Below are 24248 nucleotides of genomic sequence, written 5' to 3'. Positions count from 1 at the left end.
GGTTTCTTTTATAAAATCCGAAACAAACCTCCACTGCTAATATAGTCGTATCCGGACTATGTTATTTCTTTTCGGGAATGATTATGATACGGCTTAATTTATTGATGCTATTTTTGTTTTTCTCCAATTTAAAGAAGTGACCAGACAATTTTCAGCCCGGCTGGTGCGTTTCTTCTGTCAGGTTATTTTTATTTTAACTTTCTGATGTTGCTCTGTATTTTTAATATTGAGTACCTGTGGTTATTATTGGAATTTATCCAGAAATTAATGGGCTATTAACAAAATTCATAGAGTATTATTTATTAATGACCATATCATTCCGCACCGGAGCGGGGTTTTTTGTCGCCCTGTTATTGGCAGGTTGCACGATTACGCCCGGCCAACATATAAATACTTCTGGAAAAAATAACGTTGCTGTTGCCGACAATCCGCTTGATTTGGATAAAAAAGTGGATGTCTGGCCGTTAACGCCGTCCGTCATTGAACAGCTGCGGGGCGAACGCGAGAAATCTCAGGCAAATCCGAATCTGGATGAAGAATTAAAGCGCTGGGAATACCGGATTGGCCCCGGGGACGTGCTGATGATCACCGTCTGGGATCACCCGGAACTGACCACCCCAGCAGGTCAGTACCGCAGCGCCAGCGACACCGGTAACTGGGTGGGCGCGGACGGTACGCTCTTCTATCCCTATGTCGGTAAACTCCATGTTGCAGGTAAAACTCTGGCCCAGGTGCGCAAAGAGATCACCGCCCGGCTGGACAGGGTGATTGAAAGCCCGCAGGTCGATGTCACTATTGCGGCGTTCCGGTCGCAAAAAGCGTATGTAACCGGCGAAGTGGTGAAATCGGGACAACAGCCGATTACCAATATTCCGCTGACCATTATGGATGCCATTAACGCGGCGGGTGGTCTTTCGCCAGATGCAGACTGGCGCAACGTGGTGCTGACCCATGATGGCAAAGATACGCGGATTTCGCTGTATGCCCTGATGCAGCACGGCGATCTGACACAAAACAGGCTGCTCTGGCCGGGCGACATTCTGTTTATCCCGCGCAACGACGCCCTGAAAGTCTTTGTTATGGGCGAGGTGGTAAAACAGAGTACCCTCAAGATGGATCGCAGCGGCATGACGCTGGCAGAAGCGTTAGCCAGCGCCGGCGGTCTGAATCAGGACATGGCTGATGCATCCGGCATCTTCGTGATCCGCTCCACCTCCGGTAAAAGCCGTGACGGCAAAATTGCGCGTATCTGGCAGCTGAACGCCCGCGACGCGTCTGCCATGGTGCTCGGCACGGAATTTCAGCTCCAGCCCTACGATATTGTTTACGTGACCACGGCGCCAGTCTCGCGCTGGAATCGGGTGGTGGCACAGCTGGTTCCGACCATCAGCGGCGTGCACGATCTGACGGAAACCGTGCGCTTTATTAAGTCGTGGCCCGAATAATGATTCAATCCATTCTGGTCGTTTGCACAGGAAATATTTGCCGCTCACCCATTGGTGAGCGGCTTTTACAGCAGAAGCTACCCACCTTTACCATCGCCTCGGCGGGCATCTGCGGCCTCGCCGGACGCCCGGCAGATGCCCATGCGCAGAAAATTGCAGCCATGTATGGCGTATCGCTGGCGGATCACGTTGCACGCCCGCTGACGGCGGCAATGATGCGGGAATACGATCTCATCCTTGCCATGGAGTCAGCACAGATTAATCGGATCTCGCTCATTGCACCGGAGGTGCGCGGCAAAGCCTTACTGTTTGGGCAATGGCTAAGGGAGCAGGACATTCCCGATCCGTACGGTAAAAGCATGGAAGCGTTTGAATATGTTTTTCGCCTGCTTGGCGAAGCGAGTCAGGAATGGGCCAACCGACTTACAGTTAAGGGATTATGTACATGTCGTCGAAAAGCGTAAATGCACAGGGTTATTCAGTGGATAATCATGAGCTGGATCTGGCGCGTCTTCTGGGAGAGTTAATCGATCATCGCGTATGTATTTTTAGCTGTACGCTACTTTTTACGTTATGTGGGGTGTTGTATGCGTTATTTGCCTCACCGTTATATATCGCTGATGCGATGGTGCAAATTGAAGATAAGCAGCAGAACAGCCTGCTTAAATCGTTAAACCAACTTTCGCCCACCTTATCATCCGATTCGTCCGCCGAAATTCCGCTACTGAAATCCCGCATGAACCTCGGTGAAACCGTGGAGGCGTTGCGCTTGCGGGATGAGGTAACCCCGATCCGTTTTCCCCTGATTGGGGAGGGCTGGGCCAGGCTGACCGGCCAGCAACCCGCTATCCTGAGGCTGGACAGGTTGACGCTGCCTCCCGGGCAGGGCAAAGCGATGTCGCTTACGATCACCGCCGAAGACAACGGAAAATATCTGCTGGAAGGAGCAGGGTTGAGCCTCCAGGGGACGGTCGGTACGTTGGTACAACGTGCCGGGGTGACGATACGGGTCAGTGAAATGTCGGCTCCCCCGGGAACACGTTTCCGGGTGCAACAGCGCACGCAGCTTGAGGCCATCAATGCCCTGAGCCGTCAGTTTAGCGTCACGGCGCAGGGTAAAGAGAGTGGCATGCTGACGTTGAGCCTGACGGGTACCGATCCCATCCGGATCGCCAGCACGCTGAACCACATTGCTGAGAGCTATCTGCATCAGAACATTGCCCGACAGGCTGCACAGGACTCACAAAGCCTGGACTTTCTCCAGCGTCAGATGCCGCAGGTGCGCGGTGAACTGGAGCAGGCAGAGGAACGGCTGAACAGCTATCGCAAACAGCGCGATTCGGTGGATTTATCGCTGGAGGCCAAAGCCGTGCTGGAGCAGATCGTCAATGTCGACAACCAGCTGAACGAGCTGACCTTCCGCGAAGCAGAAGTGTCGCAGCACTTTAAAAAAGACCACCCGACCTATCGGGCGCTGCGTGAAAAACGCCAGACGTTAGAGAGTGAGCGGGAGCGGCTGAATAAACGGATAGGGACGATGCCGTCCACACAGCAGGAGATCCTGCGTCTCAGCCGTGACGTCGATTCTGGCCGGGCGGTTTACCTTCAGCTTCTTACCCGGCAGCAGGAGCTCAACATCTCCCGCTCCAGCGCGATCGGCAACGTGCGCATTATCGATTCGGCGGTGACGCAGCCTGCGCCGATCAAACCACGCAAGGCGCTGATCGTGATTATCACGACCCTGTTTGGCTTCTGCGTCTCGGCAGGCGGAGTGCTGGCAAGATCGGCATTGCGGCACGGCATCAACGCTCCGGAACAGCTGGAAAAAGAAGGGATTAGCGTCTATGCCACTTTGCCCCATTCGAAATGGCTGCACGCTAAAACCCGGGTGGGGAACCGCTATTTCTTCCACTATTGCAAACGACACAAAACCCGCGACGTGCCCTTTTTACCGATAGACAGGCCGCTGGATAATTTTGTCGAAGCGGTGCGCGGGTTACGTACCAGCCTGCATTTCGCCATGATGGATGCCGAAAATAACATTCTGATGTTCAGTGGCCCTTCACAGGACTGTGGCAAAACGCTGGTCAGCACCTCGCTCGCGGCGCTGGTGACCCAGGTCGATCGGCGAGTGCTGTTTATCGATGCCGATATGCGTAAAGGCTACGTGCACAATATTTTTGGTCTGCGTAACGACGCCGGTCTGTCGGACGTCCTGTCAGGGAAAGCGTCCTTCACTGAGGCGGTTCAGACTTACGCCAGCGGCCAGTTTGATGTAGTGACCTGCGGGCAATATCCACCTAACCCATCTGAGCTGCTGATGCATGACCGTTTTCGGGCGTTTATGACCTGGGCCAGCGAGCAGTACGACATGGTGATTGTTGATACCCCGCCTATTCTGGCGGTCACGGATGCCGCGCTGGTGGGCCGGATTGCGGCTTCCACGCTGCTGGTGGCACGGTTCAACGTTACCAGCGTCCGGGAGATGGCCGTCAGCCAGGGGCGCTTGCAGCAGATGGGGGTCAACATTAAAGGGGCAATCCTGAACGACGTCGTGAAGTCGGCGGCCAGCTATTATGCTTTTGGTTACGATGCGTATGGCTATTCCGCTGCGCAGAGCGAAAACGCGAAGAAAAAAGCGGGATAACGAGGGGATAAAGACCCGGCAGCGAACGCTGCCGGGTTGAACAACTTACTTCGCCAGCAGCTCGTGCGCCGTGCGTTCCACCAGTGACAGCAGGACTTTGACATCCTCCAGCGTCACGATTGGGTTCAGCAGGGTCAGCTTCAGACAGGTGATACCGTTATGCTCGGTTACACCGACGTTGGCACGCCCCGATTCCAGCAGCGCATCACCAATTTTCTGGTTGAGAAGCGCAATGCCCGCATCGTCCAGATTCAGTTCAGGACGGAAGCGGAACAGCACGCTCGCCAGCTGCGGCGGCATCACCAGCTCCAGCTGTGGCTGTTCGGTAACATACGCGACAACCTGCTGCGCCATGGTCACACCGTGATCGATGATCTCAGCGTATTTCTTCTGACCCAGCGCTTCCAGGCTCATCCACAGCTTCAGCGCGTCAAAGCGACGGGTGGTTTGCAGGGATTTGGATACCAGGTTCGGTACGCCAGCCTCTTCGTCAAACTCAGAGTTCAGGTACGCCGCCTGATAGCGCATCAGCTCATAGTGACGCGCCTCTTTCAGCAGGAACGCGCCGCAGCTGATGGTCTGGAAGAACTGCTTGTGGAAGTCCAGGGTTACGGAATCCACCAGCTCGATACCGTCGAGGTAATCGCGATACTTCTCAGACATCAGCAGCGCGCCGCCCCAGGCCGCATCCACGTGAACCCAGATATTCTGCTTCGCCGCCAGCTCCGCAATGGCACGCAGCGGATCGATAGCGCCCGCGTCGGTGGTCCCTGCGGTGGCAACGATCGCCAGAATCTGTTCGCCGTTGGCATTACACTGCTCGATTTTCGCCGCCAGATCGGTCAGATCCATACGCGAACATTCGTCAGTTTTTACCTGAATAACGGACTGATAGCCGAGGCCCATCAGCGCCATGTTCTTCTGCACGGAGAAGTGCGCGCTGTCGGAGCACAGCACCCGGATCTTACGCAGATCGCCCACCAGACCATCCTGCTGGACGGAGTGGCCCTGACGCGCGAAGAAAGCATCGCGCGCCAGCATCAGACCCATCATGTTGCTCTGGGTGCCGCCGCTGGTGAAGACGCCGGCGTCGCCAGGCTGGTAACCCAGACGAGTACGCAGCCACTCGATCAGTTTTATCTCGATAATGGTCGCAGACGGGCTTTGATCCCAGGAGTCCATGCTCTGGTTAGTGGCGTTGATCATCACTTCCGCCGCCTGGCTTACCACCAGGCTTGGGCAGTGGAGGTGCGCCACACACTGCGGATGATGCACCGCCAGGCTGTCTTTCAGGAAATATTCAACGGCACGCTCGATGGCGGTCTCGTTGCCCAGCCCTTCCGGGCTGAACTCCAGGTTGATGCGCTCGCGCAGCTCGGCGACCGTTTTACCCTGGTACATTTCCGGCTGTTTCAGCCACTGCATAACCGCCTGAGTGCTCTGCTCGATGGCCTGCTGATAGGCTTCGATGCTTTGCGCCGACGACGACAAAATCGGGTTTAAATCTGACATTGTATCCATTGTCTCCGGTTAGACTGGGCGAACGCCCGCAGCAAGCAGCGCCTGCTCAAATTTGTCCAGGAACACGTTCAGCTCCTGATCGCTGATCAGCAGGGAAGGCAGCAGACGCACAACGTTACCGTTACGGCCGCCACGCTCCAGAATCAGACCGGCTTCGAAGCATTTCTTCTGGATCAGCGCGGACAGCTCGCCGTCGCCCGGGAAGCAGCCCATATGGTCGGCAGCTTCGTGCGGTTTAACAATCTCGATACCAATCATCATGCCCAGACCGCGCACGTGACCAATAACCGGATAGCGTTTCTGCAGCTCAACCAGCTTCGCCTTCAGCCACTCGCCCTGGGCGGCAACTTTATCGGCAATGTTCTGCTCTTTGAGGATCTGCAGGGTGGTGAGGCCGGTCGCCATCGCCAGCTGGTTGCCACGGAAAGTACCGGTATGGTGACCCGGAGACCAGGCATCGAACTGCTTTTTGATACCGAGAACGGCCAGCGGCAGACCGCCACCGACAGCTTTGGACATCACCACGATGTCTGGCTGGATACCCGCGTGTTCGAAGGCGAAGAATTTACCGGTACGGGCAAAGCCAGCCTGCACTTCGTCGAGGATCAGCAGGATGCCGTGCTCTTCGGTCACTTTACGGATGCGCTGCAGCCACTCAACCGGTGCCGGGTTCACGCCGCCTTCGCCCTGGACTGCTTCCAGGATCACGGCAGCAGGTTTACGCACGCCGCTCTCAACGTCGTTGATCAGGTTTTCGAAGTAGTAGGTCAGGGCTTTCACGCCTGCTTCACCGCCGATACCCAGCGGGCAGCGGTACTCGTGCGGGTAAGGCATGAACTGCACTTCCGGCATCATGCCGTCAACCGCTTCTTTCGGAGACAGGTTGCCGGTCACGGACAGCGCGCCGTGGGTCATGCCGTGATAGGCACCGGAGAAGCTGATAATGCCGCTGCGGCCGGTCACTTTTTTCGCCAGCTTCAGCGCGGCTTCAACAGCGTCCGCACCGGATGGGCCGGTAAACTGCAGGCAGTACTCTTTGCCCTGACCTGGCAGCATGGAGAGCAGGTATTCTGAGAACGCGTCTTTCAACGGCGTGGTCAGATCCAGGGTATGTAACGGCAAGCCGCTGGTAATGACACTTTGGATGCTTTTCAGCACATCAGGATGGTTATGACCCAGCGCCAGCGTTCCCGCTCCGGCCAGGCAATCAAGATACTCTTTGTTATCCGCATCGGTGATCCACACCCCATCCGCCTTAGTAATGGCTAAAGGCAGCTTGCGCGGATAACTCCTGACATTGGATTCCATTTCGGCCTGACGGGCCAGATAGGTTTCGTTGGTTTTGAAAGAAGAGGCATTCAAAGTATCAATACGGACTTTATCCGTCATCATATCACTCCTACAACCGCAGCTCAGCACGTGGCCACGATTGAATAATTAATTAAGAAAATGAGAAGGGCATCAAAAATCGCGGCCAATATAGAGCCTTTTTGCGCGGGGCTCAATGGTTAATTGTTTATCGTTTTGTTACGCGCGTTGAAACAACGCGCGTAAGCCGTAACCCCGCATGGCTACTGAGGTTTCCTGGGGAGCGCTCTGCGGAAAAAAGTGGGGTATTTTAGAATGCTTTAGGAGTATTTTGAACGACGTTCAGAATCCCATGATCGCGACCCCTGGTTTTATTCCATGACGCATCGGTGACGCCGTCAATATCAAGGGAGATCGACAGAACGTAACCGGCCCCTTTAATTTCGTAGAAGTTCGCATTCGAACGCTTTACCGTGGCTTTTTTGCCATTGATGGTGGCCTGAGTGAAACCATTGTTGATGGTGGCTTTGATGCCGTTGGCGCTAAAAGAGGCTTCACGCAGCGGGTCGCCAATATGCGCTGCCTGCGCATGCTGTATGGCGGCATGGGCATTCTCCAGGGCCTGTTTCTCAGCGGCGGCATTGATGGTGGCCTGACGGTTCTGGTCGGCGATATAGCACGCATCACGGCTGACGCCTTTTGCCTCACACTGTGCTAACCGCTGTTCTTCAGATACGCAGCCCGCGAGAAGCGCTGCAACCACACCCACCAACAGAATCTTTTTCATACATTAACCTTTATCTTTGTTCTGGAATTTCGTAGCCGGTTTCTATATTAGTAACGCAATCATTGCGCACGGTTACTATCCCGGAAGGCCAGCGCCCTCAGGTTGATGAAGATCACATTTAGCACGAATAGCTAAGGTTATGGGCGTAATCCTGGTCAGGCATCGCGGTAGCAGAAAGGTTCTTGCTATTGCCAGACGCATCCTCTACGCTGCCGTGATTACATCATCTTATGTAATTTGACTCGGGGTGCCCTTCCTTGTGAAGGCTGAGAAATACCCGTACCACCTGATCTGGATAATGCCAGCGTAGGGAAGTCAGATGCCCTCCGGGCAATCGCTTCTTCGCGCAAGGCAGGAGCGATACCATGCAGCCTGACCTGCTCAATTTACACGCCTTACACCACTTCCGAACCCGTTCCCCGCTGACCCACTGCATGACCAACGACGTGGTGCAGACCTTTACCGCTAACGCACTGCTGGCCCTCGGGGCTTCTCCGGCGATGGTGATTGAAGCCGAAGAGGCCGAACAGTTCTCCGCTATTGCCGATGCGCTGCTGATTAACGTCGGGACCCTAACCTCCTCGCGCGCTCAGGCGATGCGCCGGGCGATTGAAAGCGCGGTGGCGGCGGGTAAACCCTGGACCCTCGATCCGGTGGCCGTGGGCGCCCTGGCGTACCGGACCCGTTTTTGCCAGCAAATCCTCGCCCTCAAACCGGCGGCCATTCGCGGCAACGCCTCTGAAATCCTCGCCCTCGCCGGGATGAGCGCAGGCGGGCGCGGGGTGGACACCACCGACACGGCGGCCAGCGCGCTGCCTGCGGCACAGGCGCTGGCGCGGCAGACCAATGCCATTGTGGTGGTGACCGGGGAGGTGGATTACGTCACTGACGGACTGCGTACCCAGACAATTACCGGCGGCGATCCGCTGATGACCCGGGTAGTGGGCACCGGCTGCGCCCTGTCGGCGGTAGTGGCGGCCAGCTGCTCGCTGCCCGGGGACCGGCTGGATAACATCGCCGCGGCCTGCGGCTGGATGAAGCGGGCCGGCACGCTGGCGGCGGCGCTTAGTCGCGGCCCGGGCAGTTTTGCCCCGGCGTTTCTGGATGCACTGTGGGAACTGGGGGCGCAACGATGAAACGGATTAACGCGCTTACCATCGCAGGCACCGACCCCAGCGGCGGGGCCGGGATCCAGGCCGACCTGAAGACCTTCTCCGCGCTCGGTGCGTACGGTTGCTCGGTGATCACCGCCCTGGTGGCGCAGAACACCCGCGGGGTGCAGTCGGTCTACCGCATCGAACCTGATTTCGTGGCGGCGCAGCTGGAGTCGGTGTTCAGCGATGTACGCATCGACACCACCAAGATCGGCATGCTGGCCGAAACCGATATCGTCGAGGCGGTGGCGGAGCAGCTCCTGCGTCATCAGGTGAAAAACGTGGTGCTGGATACGGTAATGCTGGCGAAAAGCGGCGACCCGCTGCTGTCACACGCCGCTGTCGACACGCTGCGTAAAAAGCTGCTGCCGCAGGTGGCGCTCATCACCCCCAACCTGCCCGAAGCGGCGGCGTTGCTGGATGCCCCCCATGCCCGTAACGAACAGGAGATGAAAGCGCAGGGTTATGCATTGCTGGCGATGGGGTGCGAGGCGGTGCTGATGAAGGGCGGACATCTGGACGATCCCGAGAGCCCCGACTGGCTGTTTACCCGCGACGGGGCCACGCGCTTTACTGCTCCTCGGGTGAATACCAAAAACACCCACGGCACCGGCTGCACCCTGTCGGCTGCGCTGGCCGCGCTGCGTCCGCGGCACGATAGCTGGGCGGATACCGTCCGCGAGGCCAAAGCCTGGCTCTCCTGCGCACTGGCGCAGGCGGACACGCTGGAAGTGGGGCAGGGCATTGGCCCGGTACATCATTTTCATGCATGGTGGTAGACGGCTGGCAATTTGACGACCCGCAGACCAGGCTTAGGGGGCTTACAATCCTGTGAGCCTGGATAAAACACGCCGACGCTTTGTCGGCACTGACGGGAGGAAAACCATGACTGATATTACGCAATTGCTTGGCAAAGACGCCGACAGCCTGTTACAGCATCGTTGTATGACCATTCCAGCCGACCATCTCTACCTGCCTGGCCACGACTACGTCGACCGCGTGATGGTGGACAACAACCGTCCGCCGGCGGTGCTGCGAAATATGCAGACGCTGTATAACACCGGGCGTCTGGGCGGGACCGGCTATCTGTCGATCCTGCCGGTGGACCAGGGTGTGGAGCACTCGGCGGGTGCCTCCTTTGCCGCCAACCCACTCTATTTTGATCCGAAGAATATCGTGGAACTGGCGATTGAGGCGGGTTGTAACTGCGTGGCGTCCACCTACGGCGTGCTGGCGTCGGTCTCCCGCCGTTACGCGCACCGTATTCCGTTCCTGGTTAAGCTTAACCACAACGAAACCCTGAGCTATCCCACCGAATATGACCAGACCCTGTACGCCAGCGTTGAGCAGGCCTTCAATCTCGGCGCGGTCGCGGTAGGGGCCACCATCTATTTCGGCTCAGAGCAGTCGCGCCGTCAGATAGAGGAGATCTCCGCCGCCTTCGAGCGTGCCCATGAGCTGGGCCTGGTGACCGTGCTGTGGGCGTACCTGCGTAACCCGGCCTTCAACAAAGACGGCACCGATTACCACGTTTCCGCCGATCTCACCGGTCAGGCCAACCATCTGGCGGCCACCATCGGAGCGGATATCGTCAAGCAGAAAATGGCCGAAAACAATGGCGGCTACAAGGCGGTCAAATTTGGTTATACCGACGATCGGGTCTACAGCAAACTGACCAGCGATAACCCCATCGACCTGGTGCGCTACCAGCTGGCGAACTGCTATATGGGCCGCGCCGGGTTGATCAACTCCGGCGGTGCAGCAGGCGGCGAAACCGATCTCACCGATGCGGTGCGCACGGCGGTGATCAATAAACGCGCGGGCGGCATGGGGCTGATCCTTGGTCGCAAGGCGTTTAAAAAGTCGATGGCCGACGGCGTGAAGCTGATTAACGCCGTGCAGGATGTTTATCTGGATAAGAAAGTTACGATCGCGTAACCGTACTCGCAGCATGCACAATACGTAGGCCCGGCAAGCGTAGCGCCGCCGGGCATTGCCGCATCTGGTGCGACTGCGTCTTACCCGGCCTAAAAACTTCATTCAAAGATCCTTCCCGATCCACTTCACACTTCCCCGGTCTTTTGTGAAAAGTGTCACTTCCCCCCGTGCAGATGCACAAGAAATGGTCAGCGCTTAGCGGAATTTGTCTAAGGCAGTGGATGAATTTTGCGCTTACAGTTAGTTTCGAAACAGCTTTTCAAAATGACAGAACATGCTGAACCTACGTTGTTTTAAGGACTGAAAATGAAAATCGAATCTGTAAACGTCACCGTCTTTCAGTATCCCACGCGCCGGGTCTCCGACACCGCCGGACACTCCCACCCGGGACCGGAAGGTCTGGCAAAAATGGCGATGCTGACCCTTACCGCAGACGATGGCACCAAAGGGTATTCATTTGCACCGCCGGAAGTGGTGCGCCCTTTTGTGGTCAACACCTTCTTTCGTAAAGTGATGGTCGGCCAGGACGCGTTTAATCGCGAGAAGATCTGGCAGGAGCTGGCCCACTGGCAGCGCGGCAGCGCCCACCAGCTGACCGAACGCGCGCTGGGTTTTGTTGAGCAAGCGCTGTGGGATCTGATTGGCCGTAAGCTCAATATGCCGGTGTGGAAACTGCTCGGCGGCTACCGCGACAAAGTCCCGGCCTACGGCAGCACCATGTGCGGGGATGACCTGCCCGGTGGCCTCTCGACGCCGGAAGAGTACGCCAGCTTCGCCGAGACGCTGGTGGCCCGCGGCTATAAGGCGATCAAGCTGCACACCTGGATGCCGCCGGTCTCCTTCGCCCCTAACCCGAAGATGGACGTCAAAGCCTGTGCCGCAGTGCGTGAAGCGGTCGGCCCGGACATTGACCTGATGATCGACGGCTACCACTGGTACAGCCGCACCGAGGCGCTGTACATCGGCAAGGAGCTGGAGAAGCTTAACTTCGCGTGGTTTGAAGAGCCGATGGAAGAGGAGAGCATGTCTTCCTACGCCTGGCTGGCGGAAAACCTCTCCATTCCGATTATCGGGCCGGAAAGCCTGGGCGGTAAGCACCACAGCCGCGCCGACTGGATCAAAGCCGGGGCCTGCGACATCCTGCGCGCCGGATCGAACGGCGTCGGCGGTATCTCGCCGACCCTGAAAGTGGCGAACCTCGCGGAGTCGTTCGGCATGGACTGCGAAGTGCACGGCAACGGCGCGGCGAGCCTGGCGGTGATTGGCGCCATCAAGAACTGCCGCTGGTACGAGCGCGGCCTGCTGCACCCGTTCCTCGATTACGACGAACCAGCGGCCTATCTGCACAGCCTGATCGACCCGATGGATGACGAGGGCATGGTCAGCCTGCCGACGCGCCCGGGACTCGGCGAAGACATTAATTTTGCGTATATCGAAGCCAATACCGTCAGCCACGACTGACAGATAAAAACGTACCCTACAGGCGATATATACATGAAACGAACCTCTCTGGCTGGAGCGTGCTTACTTGCGCTCTCGCTGATGATGGGGAGCGGTGCGGCGTACGCGAAAACGCCGCCCGATCAGCTCATCATCGGTATGAATATGAACAACCTGCTGACCCTCGATCCGGCCGCGATGACCGGTAACGAAGTGGTCGGCATTGTGGTCAATCTCTACGATTCGCTGGTGGAACTGGATCCCAATACTCTCACCAACGTCAAACCGGCGCTGGCGAAGTCCTGGGACATTTCCCCGGACGGCAAAACCCTGACCTTCCACCTGCGCGACAACGTGACCTTCCACTCCGGCAACCCGCTCACCGCCGAGGATGTGGTCTGGTCGATGCGCCGCCTGCTGCACCTGAACCTCGCCCAGGCCTCGGTGTGGAAATCTTATGGGTTTTCTAAAAAGAACATCGACCAGCAGATTAAAGCCCTCGATGACTACACCGTGCAGCTCACCCTGCCGAAGGCCAACGATCCGCAGCTGGTGATCTACTCCCTCGGCGCGCTGGGCAACCTCGGCGTGCTGGACCGCAAAACGGTGCTCAGCCACGAGATCAACAGCGACTGGGGCAACCGCTGGCTGACCACCAACGAAGCCGGTTCCGGGCCGTTTATGCTGGAGACCTGGCAGGCAAAAGACGTGCTGCGCATGCAGCGTAACCCGAAATACTGGCGCGAAGCGCCGAAGATGAACCGCGTGGTCCTGCGCCATTTCCAGGAGTCGCAAACCCTGCGCCTGATGGTGGAGAAGGGCGATCTGGATATTGCCAGCAATATGGCGGTGGCGGACATCAACGCCCTGCGTAAGGATCCGCAGCTGACGGTAGAAGCCGTGCAGAAGGGTACGGTCTACTACGTGGCGATGAGCATGAAGGAGGCGCACTTCGCCAACCCGAAAGTGCGCGAAGCGGTGCGCTACCTGATCGACTATCAGGGCATCAACAAGGCGCTGATGCCGGGCTACGGCGTGCTGCACCAGCGGCCTATCAAGGCGGGGATGCCGTCGACCCTGCCGGACCCCGGTTACAAGCTCGACATCCCCCGCGCCAAAAAGCTGCTGGCGGAAGCGGGCTACCCGGACGGCTTCGACACCACCCTGCGGGTGCTGGCGGATCAGCCGTTCCTTAATATCGCCATCGCCGTGCAGTCCACTCTGATGCAGGCGGGCATCAACGCCAAAATCATCACCGGCACCGGGAACCAGATCTACGGCGCGATGCGCGAGCGTAAGTTCGACATGCTGGTCGGGCGCGGCGGCAGCGGCGTGGAGCCGCATCCGCACTCCAGCCTGCGCGCGCTGGTCTACAACCCGGACAACAGCGACGAGGCCCGGCTGACCAACTTCCAGGGCTGGCGCACCGGTTTTTACGACAAGCCGCTGAACGAGATGATCGACAAAGCCCTGCTGGAGCGCGATCCGCAGAAACAGATCGCCGACTATCAGCAGATCCAGGTGCGTTATGACCAGCTGATCCCGGCCCTGCTCCCGCTGTCGCAGATGGTCGACTCGGTGGTGGTGCGTAACGAAGTGAAAAACTTCCAGTCGCATCCGTCGGCCACCACCTTCCTGCGGGAAGTGTACAAAACCGGAGGTGAAAAATGAGCGTTGCGATCCTCGCCCCGGGCTCCCGCACCCGGCGTTTCTCGAAACGATTAACCCAGGTGCTGGTGACCCTGTTCGGCCTGCTGGTGCTGACCTTCTTTATCGGCCGGGTGATGCCGGTGGATCCGGTGCTGGCGATTGTCGGCCCGGATGCCGACCACAGCACCTATCAGCAGGTTTATCACCAGCTGGGCTTTGATAAATCGTTGCTGACCCAGTTCGGTATCTACCTGAACAACCTGCTGCACGGCGATTTCGGCAATGCCCTGCTGACCGGCAAACCGGTGCTGGACGACATTATGCGCGTCTTCCCGGCGACCCTGGAGCTGGCGACGATGGCGATTATTGTCGGGGCCGGGTTAGGCATTCCGCTGGGGGTGCTGGCCGCCGCGCGTCGTAACAGCGTCTCAGATTATGTAGTGCGCATCATCAGCCTCGCCGGTTACTCCACGCCGATCTTCTGGGTCGGGATGATGGGGCTGCTGCTGTTCTACGCCTGGCTCGGCTGGGTGGGCGGCGCCGGACGGCTGGATCTGGGTCTGGATGGCCTGGTGCCGCGTCGCACCGGACTGATGACCGTCGATGCCCTGCTGGCAGGCAATAGTGCGGTGTTCTGGAACGCCATTAACCACCTGGTGTTGCCGGCTTCGCTGCTGGGCTTCCACTCCCTGGCCTACATCAGCCGCATGACCCGCAGCTTTATGCTGGCCCAACTGTCGCAGGAGTTCATCATCACTGCCCGGGTGAAAGGTTTAACCGAGCGGCAGGTGATCTGGAACCACGCGTTTCGCAACATCCTGGTGCAGCTGCTCACCGTGGTGGCGCTGGCCTACGGCTCGCTGCTGGAAGGGGCGGTGCTGATTGAAACCGTCTTCTCCTGGCCGGGCTTTGGCTCCTATCTCACCGGCAGCCTGCTGCTGGGGGACATGAACGCGGTGATGGGCTGCGTCCTGCTGGTGGGGATGATCTTCGTGATGCTCAACCTGCTCTCCGACATGCTGTATCAACTCTTTGACCCGAGGACGAAATCATGACCGTTTCTCTGGATACACCGCTGCAGCCCGTTCGCAGCGAAGGACGCCAGCGCCTGGCGCGGATGGCCCGTCGCAGCTTCGGCTTTGTCGGGCAGATGGCGCGCAACCCGCTGACGGCCATTGGCGGCGGCATCATCCTGCTGCTGTTGATTGTTGCGGCCTTCGCGCCCTGGATCGCACCGTACAACCCGCTGGTGCAGGATCTGAATAACGCCCTGGTGGCGCCGAACGCGCAGCACTGGTTTGGCACCGACGAGTTTGGCCGGGATATCTTCAGCCGCCTGGTGTACGGCTCGCGCATCACGCTCTATATCGTGCTGCTGGTGTCGGTCACCGTCGGTCCGCTGGGGCTGCTGCTGGGGGTTACCGCCGGGTACTTTGGCGGCAAGGTCGACGCAGTGCTGATGCGCGTCACCGATATTTTTATCTCCTTCCCGAGCCTGGTGCTGGCGCTGGCCTTTGTCGCCGCCCTCGGTCCGGGGCTGGAGCACGTGGTGATTGCGATTACCATCACCGCCTGGCCGCCGATTGCCCGCCTGGCCCGCGCTGAAACCCTGTCGTTGCGCCAGGCCGATTTTATCTCCGCCGTGCGTCTGCAGGGGGCCTCCCCGGTGCGGGTGCTGTGGCGTCACATTGTGCCGCTGTGCCTGCCGTCGGTGATTATCCGCATCACCATGAACATGGCGGGGATCATCCTGACCGCCGCCGGTCTCGGCTTCCTCGGTCTCGGCGCACAGCCGCCGGAGCCGGAGTGGGGGGCGATGATCTCCAGCGGGCGTACCTACATGATGGAGTGCTGGTGGGTAGTGACTATTCCGGGGCTGGCAATTCTGATTAACAGCCTGGCGTTCAACTTCTTAGGAGATGGCTTACGTGACATCCTCGATCCTCGCAGCAACTGATGCGCCACTGCTGGACGTGCGCGATCTGCACGTTGACTTTATCAACGGACGCGCGGTGACCAACGCGGTGCGCGGCGTCTCCTTTCAGCTCGGGCGCGAGAAGCTGGCGATTGTCGGCGAGTCGGGCTCGGGGAAATCCACCGTCGGGCGGGCGCTGCTGCGCCTGCACCCGGCAAAGGCGCAGATCGCCGCCACCCGGATGCAGTTCGGCGACGTCGATCTGCGCAGCGTCAGCGAAGCGCAGATGCGCGGCATTCGCGGCAAGCGCATCTCGATGATCATGCAGGATCCAAAGTACTCCCTGAACCCGGTGGTCTGCGTCGGGGATCAGATCGCCGAGGCCTGGCTGACCCACCATCCGGGGCGCAAGGCGGAGGCGAAAGCCAAAGTGCTGGAGATGCTGGATGTGGTGCGTATTCGCCAGCCGGAACGGGTGTATCAGCTCTATCCGCATGAGATCTCCGGCGGGCAGGGGCAGCGCATCATGATCGCCATGATGTTAATCACCGACCCGGAGCTGGTGATCGCCGATGAACCGACCTCGGCGCTGGACGTCTCGGTGCGGTTGCAGGTGCTGGGGCTGCTCGACGATTTAGTTCAGTCCCGCGGGCTGGGGCTGATCTTTATCAGCCACGATATCAACCTGGTGCGCAGCTTCTGCGACCGGGTACTGGTGATGTACGCCGGGCGGGTGGTGGAGTCGATTGCCGCCTGTGACCTGCACAACGCAAAACATCCCTATACGCAGGGGCTGATCAATGCCCTGCCGGAGATGAACCACCGCCGTCCGGTGCTGCCGGTGTTGCAGCGCCAGGCCAGCTGGCTGACCGAATAAGGAGCGAAGATGATCGAGGTAAAAAACCTGAATCTGGCATTCGGCGAAGGCGAGAAACGCAGCCAGGTTCTGTATGACGTCAATATTAACCTCCAGCCGGGGGAGATTTACGGCCTGGTGGGGGAGTCGGGCTCGGGCAAAACCACGGTGCTGAAGTGCCTGGCCGGGCTGTTCACCCACTGGGACGGGGCGCTGGCGATCAACGGCCAGCCGCTGGAGCGGCGCATCAGCCCCCAGCGCTGTCGACTGGTACAGATGGTGTTTCAGGATCCCTACGGTTCGCTGCACCCGCGGCATACCATCGGCGATATTCTGGAAGAGCCGCTGCAAATCCACGGCATCAACGACCGGGATCGCCGTATTTATGCCCTGCTGGATAAAGTCGGCCTCAACCGTGCCTTCCGCGATCGCTATCCCCATCAGCTTTCAGGCGGCCAGCGCCAGCGCGTGGCGATTGCCCGGGCGCTGATCCTCGAGCCGCAGGTGCTGCTGCTCGACGAACCCACCTCGGCGCTGGATGTCTCGGTGCAGGCGGAGATTTTAAACCTGCTGGCGGAACTGCAGCGCGAGTCGAAGCTCACCTACCTGATGGTGACCCACGATTTGGGCGTGATCGCCCATCTGTGCCAGAAGGTGGCGGTGATGCAGTACGGGAAAATCCTTGAGACGCTGACGGTAGATGACCTGGTGGCGGGGCAGGCGCAAACCGATTACACCCGGATGCTGGTCAACGCCAGCCAGCAGTACTCCCGTGAGATGGCCAGGGAGGTGGCGGTGTATTAGTGCGGTTTGTTTGCCGGGTGGCGGCTTCGCCTTACCCGGCCTACGAAACCCGTAGGCCCGCGCAAGCGCAGCGCCGCCGGGCAAAACTCAGCGCAGAAGGGGACAATCTGGCGGCAGCCGGCACCGGATCGCGTCCGGTAACAGGGCGATGCGGAAATGGTCGCCGCTCAGCGGCTCGCCGTCCAGGTTAAAGGTCATCCCGTGCGGAGCGACGACCTCGAACCAGGCAGACTGTCCGTCAATCACGTTCGGGCTCTCCTCCGGTTTAGTCAGGGTGGTCAGCAGGGCCGGGAGCAGTTCATTGGCAGAAAAAATTCGCAGCTGTAGTTGCCCGTCGTTAATCAGCGCATCCGGACAGAGCTGCTGCCCACCGCCCGCCTGACGACCATTGCCAATACCGATCACCAGCGCATCACCCTGCCAGCGAAAGTTCTCGCCGCGAATTTCACAGGTGTCGGGTTTGAGCAAATCCATGCGTGCCAGACCGTGGATCAGGTACGAAACGCCGCCCAGCGCGGCTTTCAATTTTTCCGGGGTTTCGCTGGTAATACGGGTGCCAAACCCGCCCGTTGCCATATTGATAAAGCAGGTTTCATTGTTCACCCGGGCGATATCCACCGCCGTGGCTTTACCAGCGATTGCCAGCTGCAGGGCTTTATCGAGCGCCTCCGGGATCCCGGCGCTGGTAGCAAAATCGTTGGCGGTGCCCAGCGGCAAAATGCCCAGCGCCGGACGCTGCGCCTCTGGCAAGTCAATCAGCGCTGTCGCCACTTCATTTATGGTGCCGTCGCCGCCACCTGCAATGACGGTCTCCACCCCGAGGTTGCAGGCTTCCTGAATATAACGGGCTGCATCACCTTTCTCCCATGTCACGCGGACATGGATCACCACCCCTTCTTCACGAAGAAGCGTCACGGCCTCGCGCAACAGATCGTTGCCTGTTCCTTTGCCGTTCAGAATTAATAAACTTGCCGGATAGGTCGTCATCCACATTGCTCCTGTGCTGATCTTTCAAAAGTGTATCGCAGCGCGGGAAAAAGCGGGTAAGAAGAGGATGAAAGGAAAAAAATAAATGAGTGGCGAGCCAAAACGTGCGCCACTCGGACCGTAACTTTTATGATGCAATAGCGCCATACGGGCATAACGCGAAAACACAGTCGGGATGATGTTTGCAGCGGGTCACCAGGGTGCCATCGTTACCGGGGCATCCCGAATTTGCGACAAATGATGACCAAAAGGTGGCGTTATAAGGAAAGGTTCGCAGGATGTGTAGCTTTCTGAGTGTGCCATCAACGGCAATGCCGAAGGGACTGGTAATAAGAACCGAGCCGGTGCTGATAAAGTAATCGCCTTTATACCAGATTATCAATCTAAGATTTTTAACAGTCAGAACGTGAATGAATATTGTTCCGGTACGAGGGCACACCATCCTGTTTTCAACCACCCAGTACATAGATTTCTCCTTCTCCTTAAGTGAAATTTCATTCATAAGAAGAATAGCATTCTGGATGTCTATGAATACCCTACCTTTAATAAATTGATGATTTCAGTTACTTCTCGTTGTAAATAAAGAAAAATTTACGTTAGGGACGCTAATGGTTGTATTGCGACAGCAGAGAGTGAAAGGGGGATGAGAGGAAATTCAGGCAAAAAAATTAGCCTGCGTAAGGGAGATTACACAGGCTAAGGAGGTGGTTCCTGGTACAGCTAGCATTTATGGGTTATGTTTTTCAGCGTCATAGATAATACCCGTATCAAACGCAGCGGTATGTGATCGGATTCTAAGAATCATCTCATACCAAAAAATAACCCTTAATCTTAACCGGCGTGAGGATTACGGGTATTTTCTCCGATGAAGTTACGCATCAGCAGGGCATAGTCCAGCGAGATATCTTCCGGCACCGGCAGCCAGACGGTATGTCCGTCTCCCGGCGCGACCGATACCGCTTCCCCTTTACCATTCTCCATATGTTCGAGGGTGAAATTGACGTTGCCCTGCGGGGTCATTAACTCCAAGCTGTTGCCCACGAGGAATTTGTTTTTCACCGCTACCGCCGCAAGAGGACCCTTGCGCTCGCCGGTGAACTCACCGACAAACTGCTGGCGCTCGGAAAGCGAGTGACCGTAGTCGTAGTTCTGGTAATCGTCATGAGTATGACGACGCAGGAAGCCTTCGGTATAGCCGCGGTGCGCCAGCCCTTCCAGCGTTTCCAGCAGGGTCGGGTCGAACGGTTTACCCGCAGCCGCGTCGTCGATCGCCTTGCGATAGACCTGGGCGGTACGTGCGCAGTAGTAATAGGATTTGGTGCGGCCTTCAATCTTCAGGGAGTGCACGCCCATCTGGGTCAGGCGCTCAACGTGGGCGATGGCGCGCAGATCTTTGGAGTTCATGATGTAGGTACCGTGCTCGTCTTCGAACGCGGTCATGTACTCGCCCGGACGCTGGGCCTCTTCAATCATAAACACGCTGTCGGTCGGCGCACCGATGCCCAGCGTCGGCTCAATGGTCTGCACCGGAATAGGCTCGTGTTTATGCACGATGTTGCCCACCTCATCCTGCTTACCTTCCTGGACCTTATATTCCCAGCGGCAGGCGTTGGTGCAGGTGCCCTGATTCGGGTCACGCTTGTTGATGTAGCCAGAGAGCAGGCAGCGGCCGGAGTAGGCCATGCACAGCGCGCCGTGGACGAAAATCTCCAGCTCCATTTCCGGCACCTGGCTGCGGATCTCTTCGATCTCTTCCAGCGACAGCTCGCGGGATAAAATCACACGGGTCAGCCCCATCTGCTGCCAGAATTTCACCGTTGCCCAGTTAACGGCATTGGCCTGCACCGAGAGGTGAATGTCCATCTCCGGGAAGTTCTCCCGCACCAGCATGATTAAACCCGGATCCGACATAATCAGCGCATCCGGCCCCATCTCCACCACCGGTTTCAGGTCGCGGATAAAGGTTTTCAGCTTGGCGTTATGCGGCGCGATGTTGACCACCACGTAGAATTTTTTCCCCTGCGAGTGGGCTTCGTTGATGCCGAGCTGCAGATTCTCGTGGTTGAATTCGTTATTACGCACGCGCAGCGAGTAACGCGGCTGGCCCGCATAGACGGCATCGGCGCCATAGGCGAAGGCGTAACGCATATTTTTCAGCGTTCCCGCCGGGGAGAGGAGTTCCGGTTTAAACATGATTGTTCTCGTTCTGATGACAGGTCAGATGCGCACACCAGGTGGGCGCCGGGAGGAGATCCCATACTTTAAGGGCGGGCATTGTAACGCTGCGGGGCAGGGAGGTAAATCCTTCAGATAACAAAACGCCGACGGCAGGACAGTACCGTCGGCGTTTCATTCACCGGGGCGATTAGAGATCGTCCTGGGTATGATCGACAATAATTTCCAGCGTTTTACGGATGATATCGGCTTTGACGACGTCGCGCGTGGACTCAATCTGCTGGATCAATCGTAAAATAATCGCTTTGTTGGTCAGCGGTTCCTTCGCATCCAGAATTGCGCTCATGACAGATTCCAGCAACGCCCACTCTTCGGCTAACAAACCGCCGGCGCTGCGAAAATAGTTAGACAACGCGTCGTTTGGCAGTTCTTCATAAAAGTCTGATTTCTGGAGCATAGCCTGGCTCATAGGTGTCACACCGGTTTAGTTAATAAATTAATGTTACAGCTAGTGTTTTTTGCTGTTGGCTTGCTGGCTATTGCCAAACAGGGGATACACATTACTGTTGTTTCGACCATCCGTGTCCCAATCCTGCTGTTCACTTTTAGGTTCGCGCCGGGAGCCACCCTTGCCGTCGCTGGAAATTTCCAGAATGATTTGGGAAAGCACATTCCGACGCTGGCCGTCTCGCTCTGCCGATAACATCTGTTGCAGCCTCTGCAGCAAGAGCTTCATGCTGATAGGGCCGTTTTCCTTAAGCAGAGAAAGGGTGGCTTCGCCAATAAGTTCATCAGTAAGTCGTTCATGGTCACTTCTGTTCATAACTACGTCTCTGTTGCCACGTCCACCTGCAGGGGGAATCGCGGCATTAAGTCAGTCTGTAGCGACAGTATAAAAAACCTGGCCTGAAGAAAAAACTGACTTGAAAACAATTCAATTAGCGGCTGTGGGCGTACGTCTCTTAACGATCGAACAGCAGGCCAATCAGCGTTTGGTAACGGCTCTCCTCTTCCCGATCCGATGCCTGTTCCATCCGGTAAAGCAGTCGGGTGCAGATGGCTTTTCGGTTGAGGATTTTTCCTTCCCGAAGGATCTCCACCACAATTTGTCCCAGCGTCTCCTGCTGGGAAGGCTGGTTTGCTTTATTAAAATATTGGGCAATGGCATTGGCTGTATTCGGTGCAAACCCGTTCTCGCGCATATGTCACTCCTGAAATTTGCATAGCTAAAAAATGGTTAATGTCTTGTTAACTGGTAAATACTGTACATACTAATTGTACAACTTAACAAATATATTTTGATTATTATGTGCTAACTTATAATTATCAATGGGTTAACTGTAAAAAATTTGGTAAAAAAGAAAAGAAATATTGTACATTTTCGGCGATTTTCGCCATTACTCCCGAAACAGAAAAAGGGCGCGATAGCCCCCGGGTCGGTTAACAAGACGTAGCGCCAACCATCTGATACTGTGGACTTTCATTCACCTCCTCTATTGGAAACCCTATGCTCACTACCATCATTTACCGTAGTCACTTTCGTGACCACGTGCCGGTTACTGTGCTGGAAGACATGGTTGTTGCAGCAAACAAAAAGAACAGCGAAGCCGGGGTCAGCGGCATTCTTCTGTTTAACGGCAAGCTCTTTTTTCAGCTGCTCGAAGGGCCTGAGGAGAACGTAAGAGCCATTTACCGCGCGATATGTGAAGACCCGCGCCACCACAACGTAGTGGAACTGCTGTGTGATTACTCCCCTGCGCGGCGTTTCGGCAAGTGCGGTATGGAACTCTTTGATTTACGCAAATATATTCGGCATGAGGTACTGCAAAGCGTGCTGGATAAAGGCACGACCAGGTACCAGCTTACCTATAACGACAGGGCACTGCAGTTCTTCAGAACCTTCGTCGAGGAGAGTGAAAAAGAGAACTATTTTGAGCTGCCGTCAGGGGATCACTGGGAGTTTATTGCCGATACCGACGCCCCCAGCGTTCGCTCCCTGAAGCAGCGCTACAGCGAGGTGTGCAGCTTCGCCTTTCAGCCGATTATCGATCCGCTGGCACGGGAAATTGTCTCCCTGGAAGCCCTGATCCGCACTGCGGAAGGGGAGGAGTCCCGTCACTGGTTCGAGGGGCTGGTGGGGGATGAACTCTACGAAGCCGACCTCAAAAGTAAGAGCGTTGCCTTTGCAATGGCCAGCGCGCTGGGGCTGGGGGATCAGAGCCTCTCTGTTAACCTGCTCCCGATGACCCTGGTCAAGGTGCCCAATGCGGTGAGCTATCTGATTCAGGAGATAGAGGCCCATGGGCTGGTGGCCGAGCAGATCGTCGTGGAGTTTACGGAGAACGAAGTTATCTCCCGACTCGATGAGTTTACCGGCGCGGTGCGTGAGTTAAAGGCCGCGGGGATCGGCGTGGCGATTGACCACTTCGGCGGTGGGTTTGCCGGGCTGCTGCTGCTGGCACAGTTCCAGCCAGACCGGATTAAGATCAACCGCGACCTGATCCGCGACGTACACAAGAGCGGCCCGCGTCAGGCTATCGTGCTGGCTATCATCAAATGTTGTACAGCTCTGGAAATTCTGATCTCGGCGGTGGGTATTGAGCAGCCCGAGGAGTGGATGTGGCTCGAATCGGCCGGCGTTTCTCACTTCCAGGGACACCTGTTTGCCCACCCTGAACTGGCCGGGGTCCCGCCAGTTTGCTGGCCTGAGCCGCGCGATACCTTCTGAAAGTGATACACCCCAGGCAGTGATACAATTCTGTTGTACAATATAACGGGTTGTACAGCCCGATGAGATTCGTTACTTTGTTTACAGAATATATCGGTCAGGCATGGGGAATTGATGGCCTTTTACAGTATTGGCGACGTGGCAGAACGCTGCGGTATCAACCCCGTCACACTACGCGCATGGCAGCGCCGGTATGGTCTGCTCAAGCCGCAGCGCAGTGAAGGCGGGCATCGACAATTTGACGACGACGACATCCTGCGCATTGAGGAGATCAAGCGCTGGATTGAACGTGGCGTGCCTGTCGGTAAGGTTAAAGCCCTGCTCGATCAGGACAAAGCCCCCGAGCCGGGGGACTGGGGCACGCTGCAAGATGAGATGATGGGCACGTTGCGTCAGGTCAGTCCGGGAAAATGCCGTGCCCAGATCGTGACGTTTTGCCAGCATCATCCTGTGGATGCGCTGATCGACCAGGTATTTATTCCTGTCCGGGAAACCCTCAGCCTCGATCAAAATACCGCGGGCATAATGTGCAGCATGCTGGACGGTATTCTGATTGAGCAGGCGGTCACCAGCCTGAGCGAATCACGCGCCAAAGCGGGCAGGGATGCATTGCTGATTGGCTGGAGCGTTGAGGACCGTACCCGCCTCTGGCTGGAGGCGTGGCGTCTTTCGCAGCGTGGCTGGCGTATTAACGTGTTCGCTGAACCACTGGAGTTACCCCATCCGGAGTTCTTCCCCGGACAGCATATCCTCGTCTGGGCCGGGCAAACGTTATCGCCGCAACAGCGCCTGCAGCTGGAGCACTGGCAAAAGCAGGGTTATAGCATTACCGCCCACGGGGCAGCCGAAGCTGCCTGAAAGATTACCCGCCGTAGCGGGTCACTTTTCACCTG

23 protein-coding genes and 1 riboswitch are annotated in these 24248 nt (G+C 57.3%); of the genes, 14 read left to right on the top strand and 9 right to left on the bottom strand.

What is annotated here, in order from left to right; all coding sequences use genetic code 11:
• Positions 1–305 precede the first annotated feature (305 nt).
• From GNG27_RS15570 to GNG27_RS15560, 3 genes are read left to right on the top strand one after another with little or no spacing between them, the layout of a single operon-like run.
• Positions 306–1445, top strand: a complete 1140-nt coding sequence (locus tag GNG27_RS15570; RefSeq protein ID WP_156264230.1) for a polysaccharide export protein — start codon at positions 306–308, stop codon at positions 1443–1445.
• Entirely contained in the window at positions 1445–1909 is a 465-nt protein-coding gene (locus tag GNG27_RS15565; RefSeq protein ID WP_285111184.1) for a protein tyrosine phosphatase, read from the top strand. The genes GNG27_RS15570 and GNG27_RS15565 overlap by 1 nt, the downstream gene beginning before the upstream one ends.
• The gene (locus GNG27_RS15560; RefSeq protein ID WP_156264228.1) at positions 1891–4092 is read left to right on the top strand and encodes a polysaccharide biosynthesis tyrosine autokinase; all 2202 of its coding nucleotides are present in this window, start codon (positions 1891–1893) and stop codon (positions 4090–4092) included. Before GNG27_RS15565 ends, GNG27_RS15560 begins: the two co-directional genes overlap by 19 nt.
• A gap of 45 nt (positions 4093–4137) precedes the next feature.
• Here GNG27_RS15560 and GNG27_RS15555 read toward each other — a convergent pair whose 3' ends face one another.
• The 3 genes from GNG27_RS15555 to GNG27_RS15545 form a co-directional block, all read right to left on the bottom strand.
• Positions 4138–5604, bottom strand: a complete 1467-nt coding sequence (locus tag GNG27_RS15555) for an aspartate aminotransferase family protein (RefSeq protein WP_156264227.1) — start codon at positions 5602–5604, stop codon at positions 4138–4140.
• A gap of 18 nt (positions 5605–5622) precedes the next feature.
• The gene (locus tag GNG27_RS15550; protein WP_039031094.1) at positions 5623–7005 is read right to left on the bottom strand and encodes a diaminobutyrate--2-oxoglutarate transaminase; all 1383 of its coding nucleotides are present in this window, start codon (positions 7003–7005) and stop codon (positions 5623–5625) included.
• Between the two features lie 226 nt (positions 7006–7231).
• Entirely contained in the window at positions 7232–7708 is a 477-nt protein-coding gene (locus GNG27_RS15545) for a hypothetical protein (protein WP_156264226.1), read from the bottom strand.
• Between the two features lie 233 nt (positions 7709–7941).
• Positions 7942–8038, top strand: a riboswitch (TPP riboswitch).
• Positions 8039–8073: 35 nt separating this feature from the next.
• On the opposite strand from GNG27_RS15545, the gene thiM reads away from it, so the two are divergent.
• The 9 genes from thiM to GNG27_RS15500 all read left to right on the top strand — a co-directional run bounded on the left by thiM (position 8074) and on the right by GNG27_RS15500 (position 17465).
• Positions 8074–8844: a hydroxyethylthiazole kinase gene (thiM, locus tag GNG27_RS15540; RefSeq protein ID WP_156264225.1), complete on the top strand. Its 771-nt coding sequence runs from the start codon at positions 8074–8076 to the stop codon at positions 8842–8844.
• Positions 8841–9641, top strand: a complete 801-nt coding sequence (gene thiD / locus GNG27_RS15535) for a bifunctional hydroxymethylpyrimidine kinase/phosphomethylpyrimidine kinase (protein ID WP_142486417.1) — start codon at positions 8841–8843, stop codon at positions 9639–9641. The genes thiM and thiD overlap by 4 nt, the downstream gene beginning before the upstream one ends.
• A gap of 106 nt (positions 9642–9747) precedes the next feature.
• Positions 9748–10800: a class I fructose-bisphosphate aldolase gene (gene fbaB, locus GNG27_RS15530; RefSeq protein ID WP_156264224.1), complete on the top strand. Its 1053-nt coding sequence runs from the start codon at positions 9748–9750 to the stop codon at positions 10798–10800.
• Between the two features lie 306 nt (positions 10801–11106).
• Positions 11107–12261 (top strand): mandelate racemase family protein, encoded by a 1155-nt coding sequence (locus tag GNG27_RS15525; RefSeq protein WP_156264223.1) that lies wholly within the window; start codon positions 11107–11109, stop codon positions 12259–12261.
• Between the two features lie 33 nt (positions 12262–12294).
• Complete coding sequence (locus GNG27_RS15520) at positions 12295–13911, top strand: ABC transporter substrate-binding protein (RefSeq protein WP_156264222.1); 1617 nt, start codon at positions 12295–12297, stop codon at positions 13909–13911.
• Positions 13908–14945 (top strand): ABC transporter permease, encoded by a 1038-nt coding sequence (locus GNG27_RS15515; RefSeq protein WP_156264221.1) that lies wholly within the window; start codon positions 13908–13910, stop codon positions 14943–14945. Before GNG27_RS15520 ends, GNG27_RS15515 begins: the two co-directional genes overlap by 4 nt.
• Positions 14942–15847: an ABC transporter permease gene (locus GNG27_RS15510; protein WP_142486412.1), complete on the top strand. Its 906-nt coding sequence runs from the start codon at positions 14942–14944 to the stop codon at positions 15845–15847. The genes GNG27_RS15515 and GNG27_RS15510 overlap by 4 nt, the downstream gene beginning before the upstream one ends.
• Positions 15819–16682 carry an ABC transporter ATP-binding protein gene (locus GNG27_RS15505; RefSeq protein ID WP_156265157.1) on the top strand — a complete coding sequence of 288 codons (864 nt, stop codon included), beginning with the start codon at positions 15819–15821 and terminating at the stop codon, positions 16680–16682. Before GNG27_RS15510 ends, GNG27_RS15505 begins: the two co-directional genes overlap by 29 nt.
• Before the next feature lie 9 nt (positions 16683–16691).
• Positions 16692–17465 (top strand): ABC transporter ATP-binding protein, encoded by a 774-nt coding sequence (locus GNG27_RS15500; protein ID WP_156264220.1) that lies wholly within the window; start codon positions 16692–16694, stop codon positions 17463–17465.
• A gap of 87 nt (positions 17466–17552) precedes the next feature.
• Here the strand turns inward: GNG27_RS15500 and yegS are convergent, their stop codons facing one another.
• The 6 genes from yegS to ycgZ all read right to left on the bottom strand — a co-directional run bounded on the left by yegS (position 17553) and on the right by ycgZ (position 21829).
• On the bottom strand, positions 17553–18452 hold the full coding sequence (yegS, locus tag GNG27_RS15495; protein WP_156264219.1) for a lipid kinase YegS: 900 nt from the start codon (positions 18450–18452) through the stop codon (positions 17553–17555).
• Positions 18453–18579: 127 nt separating this feature from the next.
• The gene (locus GNG27_RS15490; protein WP_142486408.1) at positions 18580–18918 is read right to left on the bottom strand and encodes an anti-adapter protein iraM; all 339 of its coding nucleotides are present in this window, start codon (positions 18916–18918) and stop codon (positions 18580–18582) included.
• A gap of 365 nt (positions 18919–19283) precedes the next feature.
• Positions 19284–20645, bottom strand: coding sequence for a tRNA 5-hydroxyuridine modification protein YegQ (gene yegQ, locus GNG27_RS15485; protein ID WP_156264218.1), 1362 nt, complete (start codon positions 20643–20645; stop codon positions 19284–19286).
• Positions 20646–20817: 172 nt separating this feature from the next.
• The gene (locus tag GNG27_RS15480) at positions 20818–21096 is read right to left on the bottom strand and encodes a biofilm development regulator YmgB/AriR family protein (protein ID WP_185902374.1); all 279 of its coding nucleotides are present in this window, start codon (positions 21094–21096) and stop codon (positions 20818–20820) included.
• A gap of 39 nt (positions 21097–21135) precedes the next feature.
• Complete coding sequence (locus tag GNG27_RS15475) at positions 21136–21450, bottom strand: hypothetical protein (protein WP_142486406.1); 315 nt, start codon at positions 21448–21450, stop codon at positions 21136–21138.
• Between the two features lie 139 nt (positions 21451–21589).
• Complete coding sequence (gene ycgZ / locus GNG27_RS15470) at positions 21590–21829, bottom strand: regulatory protein YcgZ (protein WP_142486404.1); 240 nt, start codon at positions 21827–21829, stop codon at positions 21590–21592.
• A 305-nt stretch (positions 21830–22134) separates the two neighbouring features.
• Here ycgZ and GNG27_RS15465 point away from each other — a divergent pair, with 305 nt between their 5' ends.
• Positions 22135–23355: a diguanylate phosphodiesterase gene (locus tag GNG27_RS15465; RefSeq protein WP_142486403.1), complete on the top strand. Its 1221-nt coding sequence runs from the start codon at positions 22135–22137 to the stop codon at positions 23353–23355.
• Between the two features lie 114 nt (positions 23356–23469).
• Positions 23470–24213, top strand: a complete 744-nt coding sequence (locus GNG27_RS15460; protein WP_156264217.1) for a MerR family transcriptional regulator — start codon at positions 23470–23472, stop codon at positions 24211–24213.
• Positions 24214–24248 lie beyond the last annotated feature (35 nt).

Source organism: Leclercia sp. 119287 (assembly GCF_009734485.1).
GTDB classification, from domain to species: Bacteria; Pseudomonadota; Gammaproteobacteria; order Enterobacterales; family Enterobacteriaceae; genus Enterobacter; species Enterobacter adecarboxylatus_C.
This window is presented reverse-complemented; position numbering and strand designations above follow the sequence as displayed.

What these genes read in the sequence shown, in the direction of transcription:
- thiD (WP_142486417.1), top strand. Translation starts at nt 8,841, where the DNA reads ATGAAACGGATTAACGCGCTTACCATCGCAGGCACCGACCCCAGCGGC.
- GNG27_RS15460 (WP_156264217.1), top strand. Translation starts at nt 23,470, where the DNA reads ATGGCCTTTTACAGTATTGGCGACGTGGCAGAACGCTGCGGTATCAAC.
- GNG27_RS15555 (WP_156264227.1), bottom strand. Translation starts at nt 5,604, where the DNA reads ATGTCAGATTTAAACCCGATTTTGTCGTCGTCGGCGCAAAGCATCGAA.
- yegS (WP_156264219.1), bottom strand. Translation starts at nt 18,452, where the DNA reads ATGACGACCTATCCGGCAAGTTTATTAATTCTGAACGGCAAAGGAACA.
- GNG27_RS15565 (WP_285111184.1), top strand. Translation starts at nt 1,445, where the DNA reads ATGATTCAATCCATTCTGGTCGTTTGCACAGGAAATATTTGCCGCTCA.
- GNG27_RS15480 (WP_185902374.1), bottom strand. Translation starts at nt 21,096, where the DNA reads ATGAGCCAGGCTATGCTCCAGAAATCAGACTTTTATGAAGAACTGCCA.
- yegQ (WP_156264218.1), bottom strand. Translation starts at nt 20,645, where the DNA reads ATGTTTAAACCGGAACTCCTCTCCCCGGCGGGAACGCTGAAAAATATG.
- GNG27_RS15475 (WP_142486406.1), bottom strand. Translation starts at nt 21,450, where the DNA reads ATGAACAGAAGTGACCATGAACGACTTACTGATGAACTTATTGGCGAA.
- GNG27_RS15490 (WP_142486408.1), bottom strand. Translation starts at nt 18,918, where the DNA reads ATGTACTGGGTGGTTGAAAACAGGATGGTGTGCCCTCGTACCGGAACA.
- GNG27_RS15510 (WP_142486412.1), top strand. Translation starts at nt 14,942, where the DNA reads ATGACCGTTTCTCTGGATACACCGCTGCAGCCCGTTCGCAGCGAAGGA.
- fbaB (WP_156264224.1), top strand. Translation starts at nt 9,748, where the DNA reads ATGACTGATATTACGCAATTGCTTGGCAAAGACGCCGACAGCCTGTTA.
- ycgZ (WP_142486404.1), bottom strand. Translation starts at nt 21,829, where the DNA reads ATGCGCGAGAACGGGTTTGCACCGAATACAGCCAATGCCATTGCCCAA.
- GNG27_RS15570 (WP_156264230.1), top strand. Translation starts at nt 306, where the DNA reads ATGACCATATCATTCCGCACCGGAGCGGGGTTTTTTGTCGCCCTGTTA.
- thiM (WP_156264225.1), top strand. Translation starts at nt 8,074, where the DNA reads ATGCAGCCTGACCTGCTCAATTTACACGCCTTACACCACTTCCGAACC.
- GNG27_RS15465 (WP_142486403.1), top strand. Translation starts at nt 22,135, where the DNA reads ATGCTCACTACCATCATTTACCGTAGTCACTTTCGTGACCACGTGCCG.
- GNG27_RS15545 (WP_156264226.1), bottom strand. Translation starts at nt 7,708, where the DNA reads ATGAAAAAGATTCTGTTGGTGGGTGTGGTTGCAGCGCTTCTCGCGGGC.
- GNG27_RS15515 (WP_156264221.1), top strand. Translation starts at nt 13,908, where the DNA reads ATGAGCGTTGCGATCCTCGCCCCGGGCTCCCGCACCCGGCGTTTCTCG.
- GNG27_RS15560 (WP_156264228.1), top strand. Translation starts at nt 1,891, where the DNA reads ATGTCGTCGAAAAGCGTAAATGCACAGGGTTATTCAGTGGATAATCAT.
- GNG27_RS15525 (WP_156264223.1), top strand. Translation starts at nt 11,107, where the DNA reads ATGAAAATCGAATCTGTAAACGTCACCGTCTTTCAGTATCCCACGCGC.
- GNG27_RS15550 (WP_039031094.1), bottom strand. Translation starts at nt 7,005, where the DNA reads ATGATGACGGATAAAGTCCGTATTGATACTTTGAATGCCTCTTCTTTC.
- GNG27_RS15520 (WP_156264222.1), top strand. Translation starts at nt 12,295, where the DNA reads ATGAAACGAACCTCTCTGGCTGGAGCGTGCTTACTTGCGCTCTCGCTG.
- GNG27_RS15500 (WP_156264220.1), top strand. Translation starts at nt 16,692, where the DNA reads ATGATCGAGGTAAAAAACCTGAATCTGGCATTCGGCGAAGGCGAGAAA.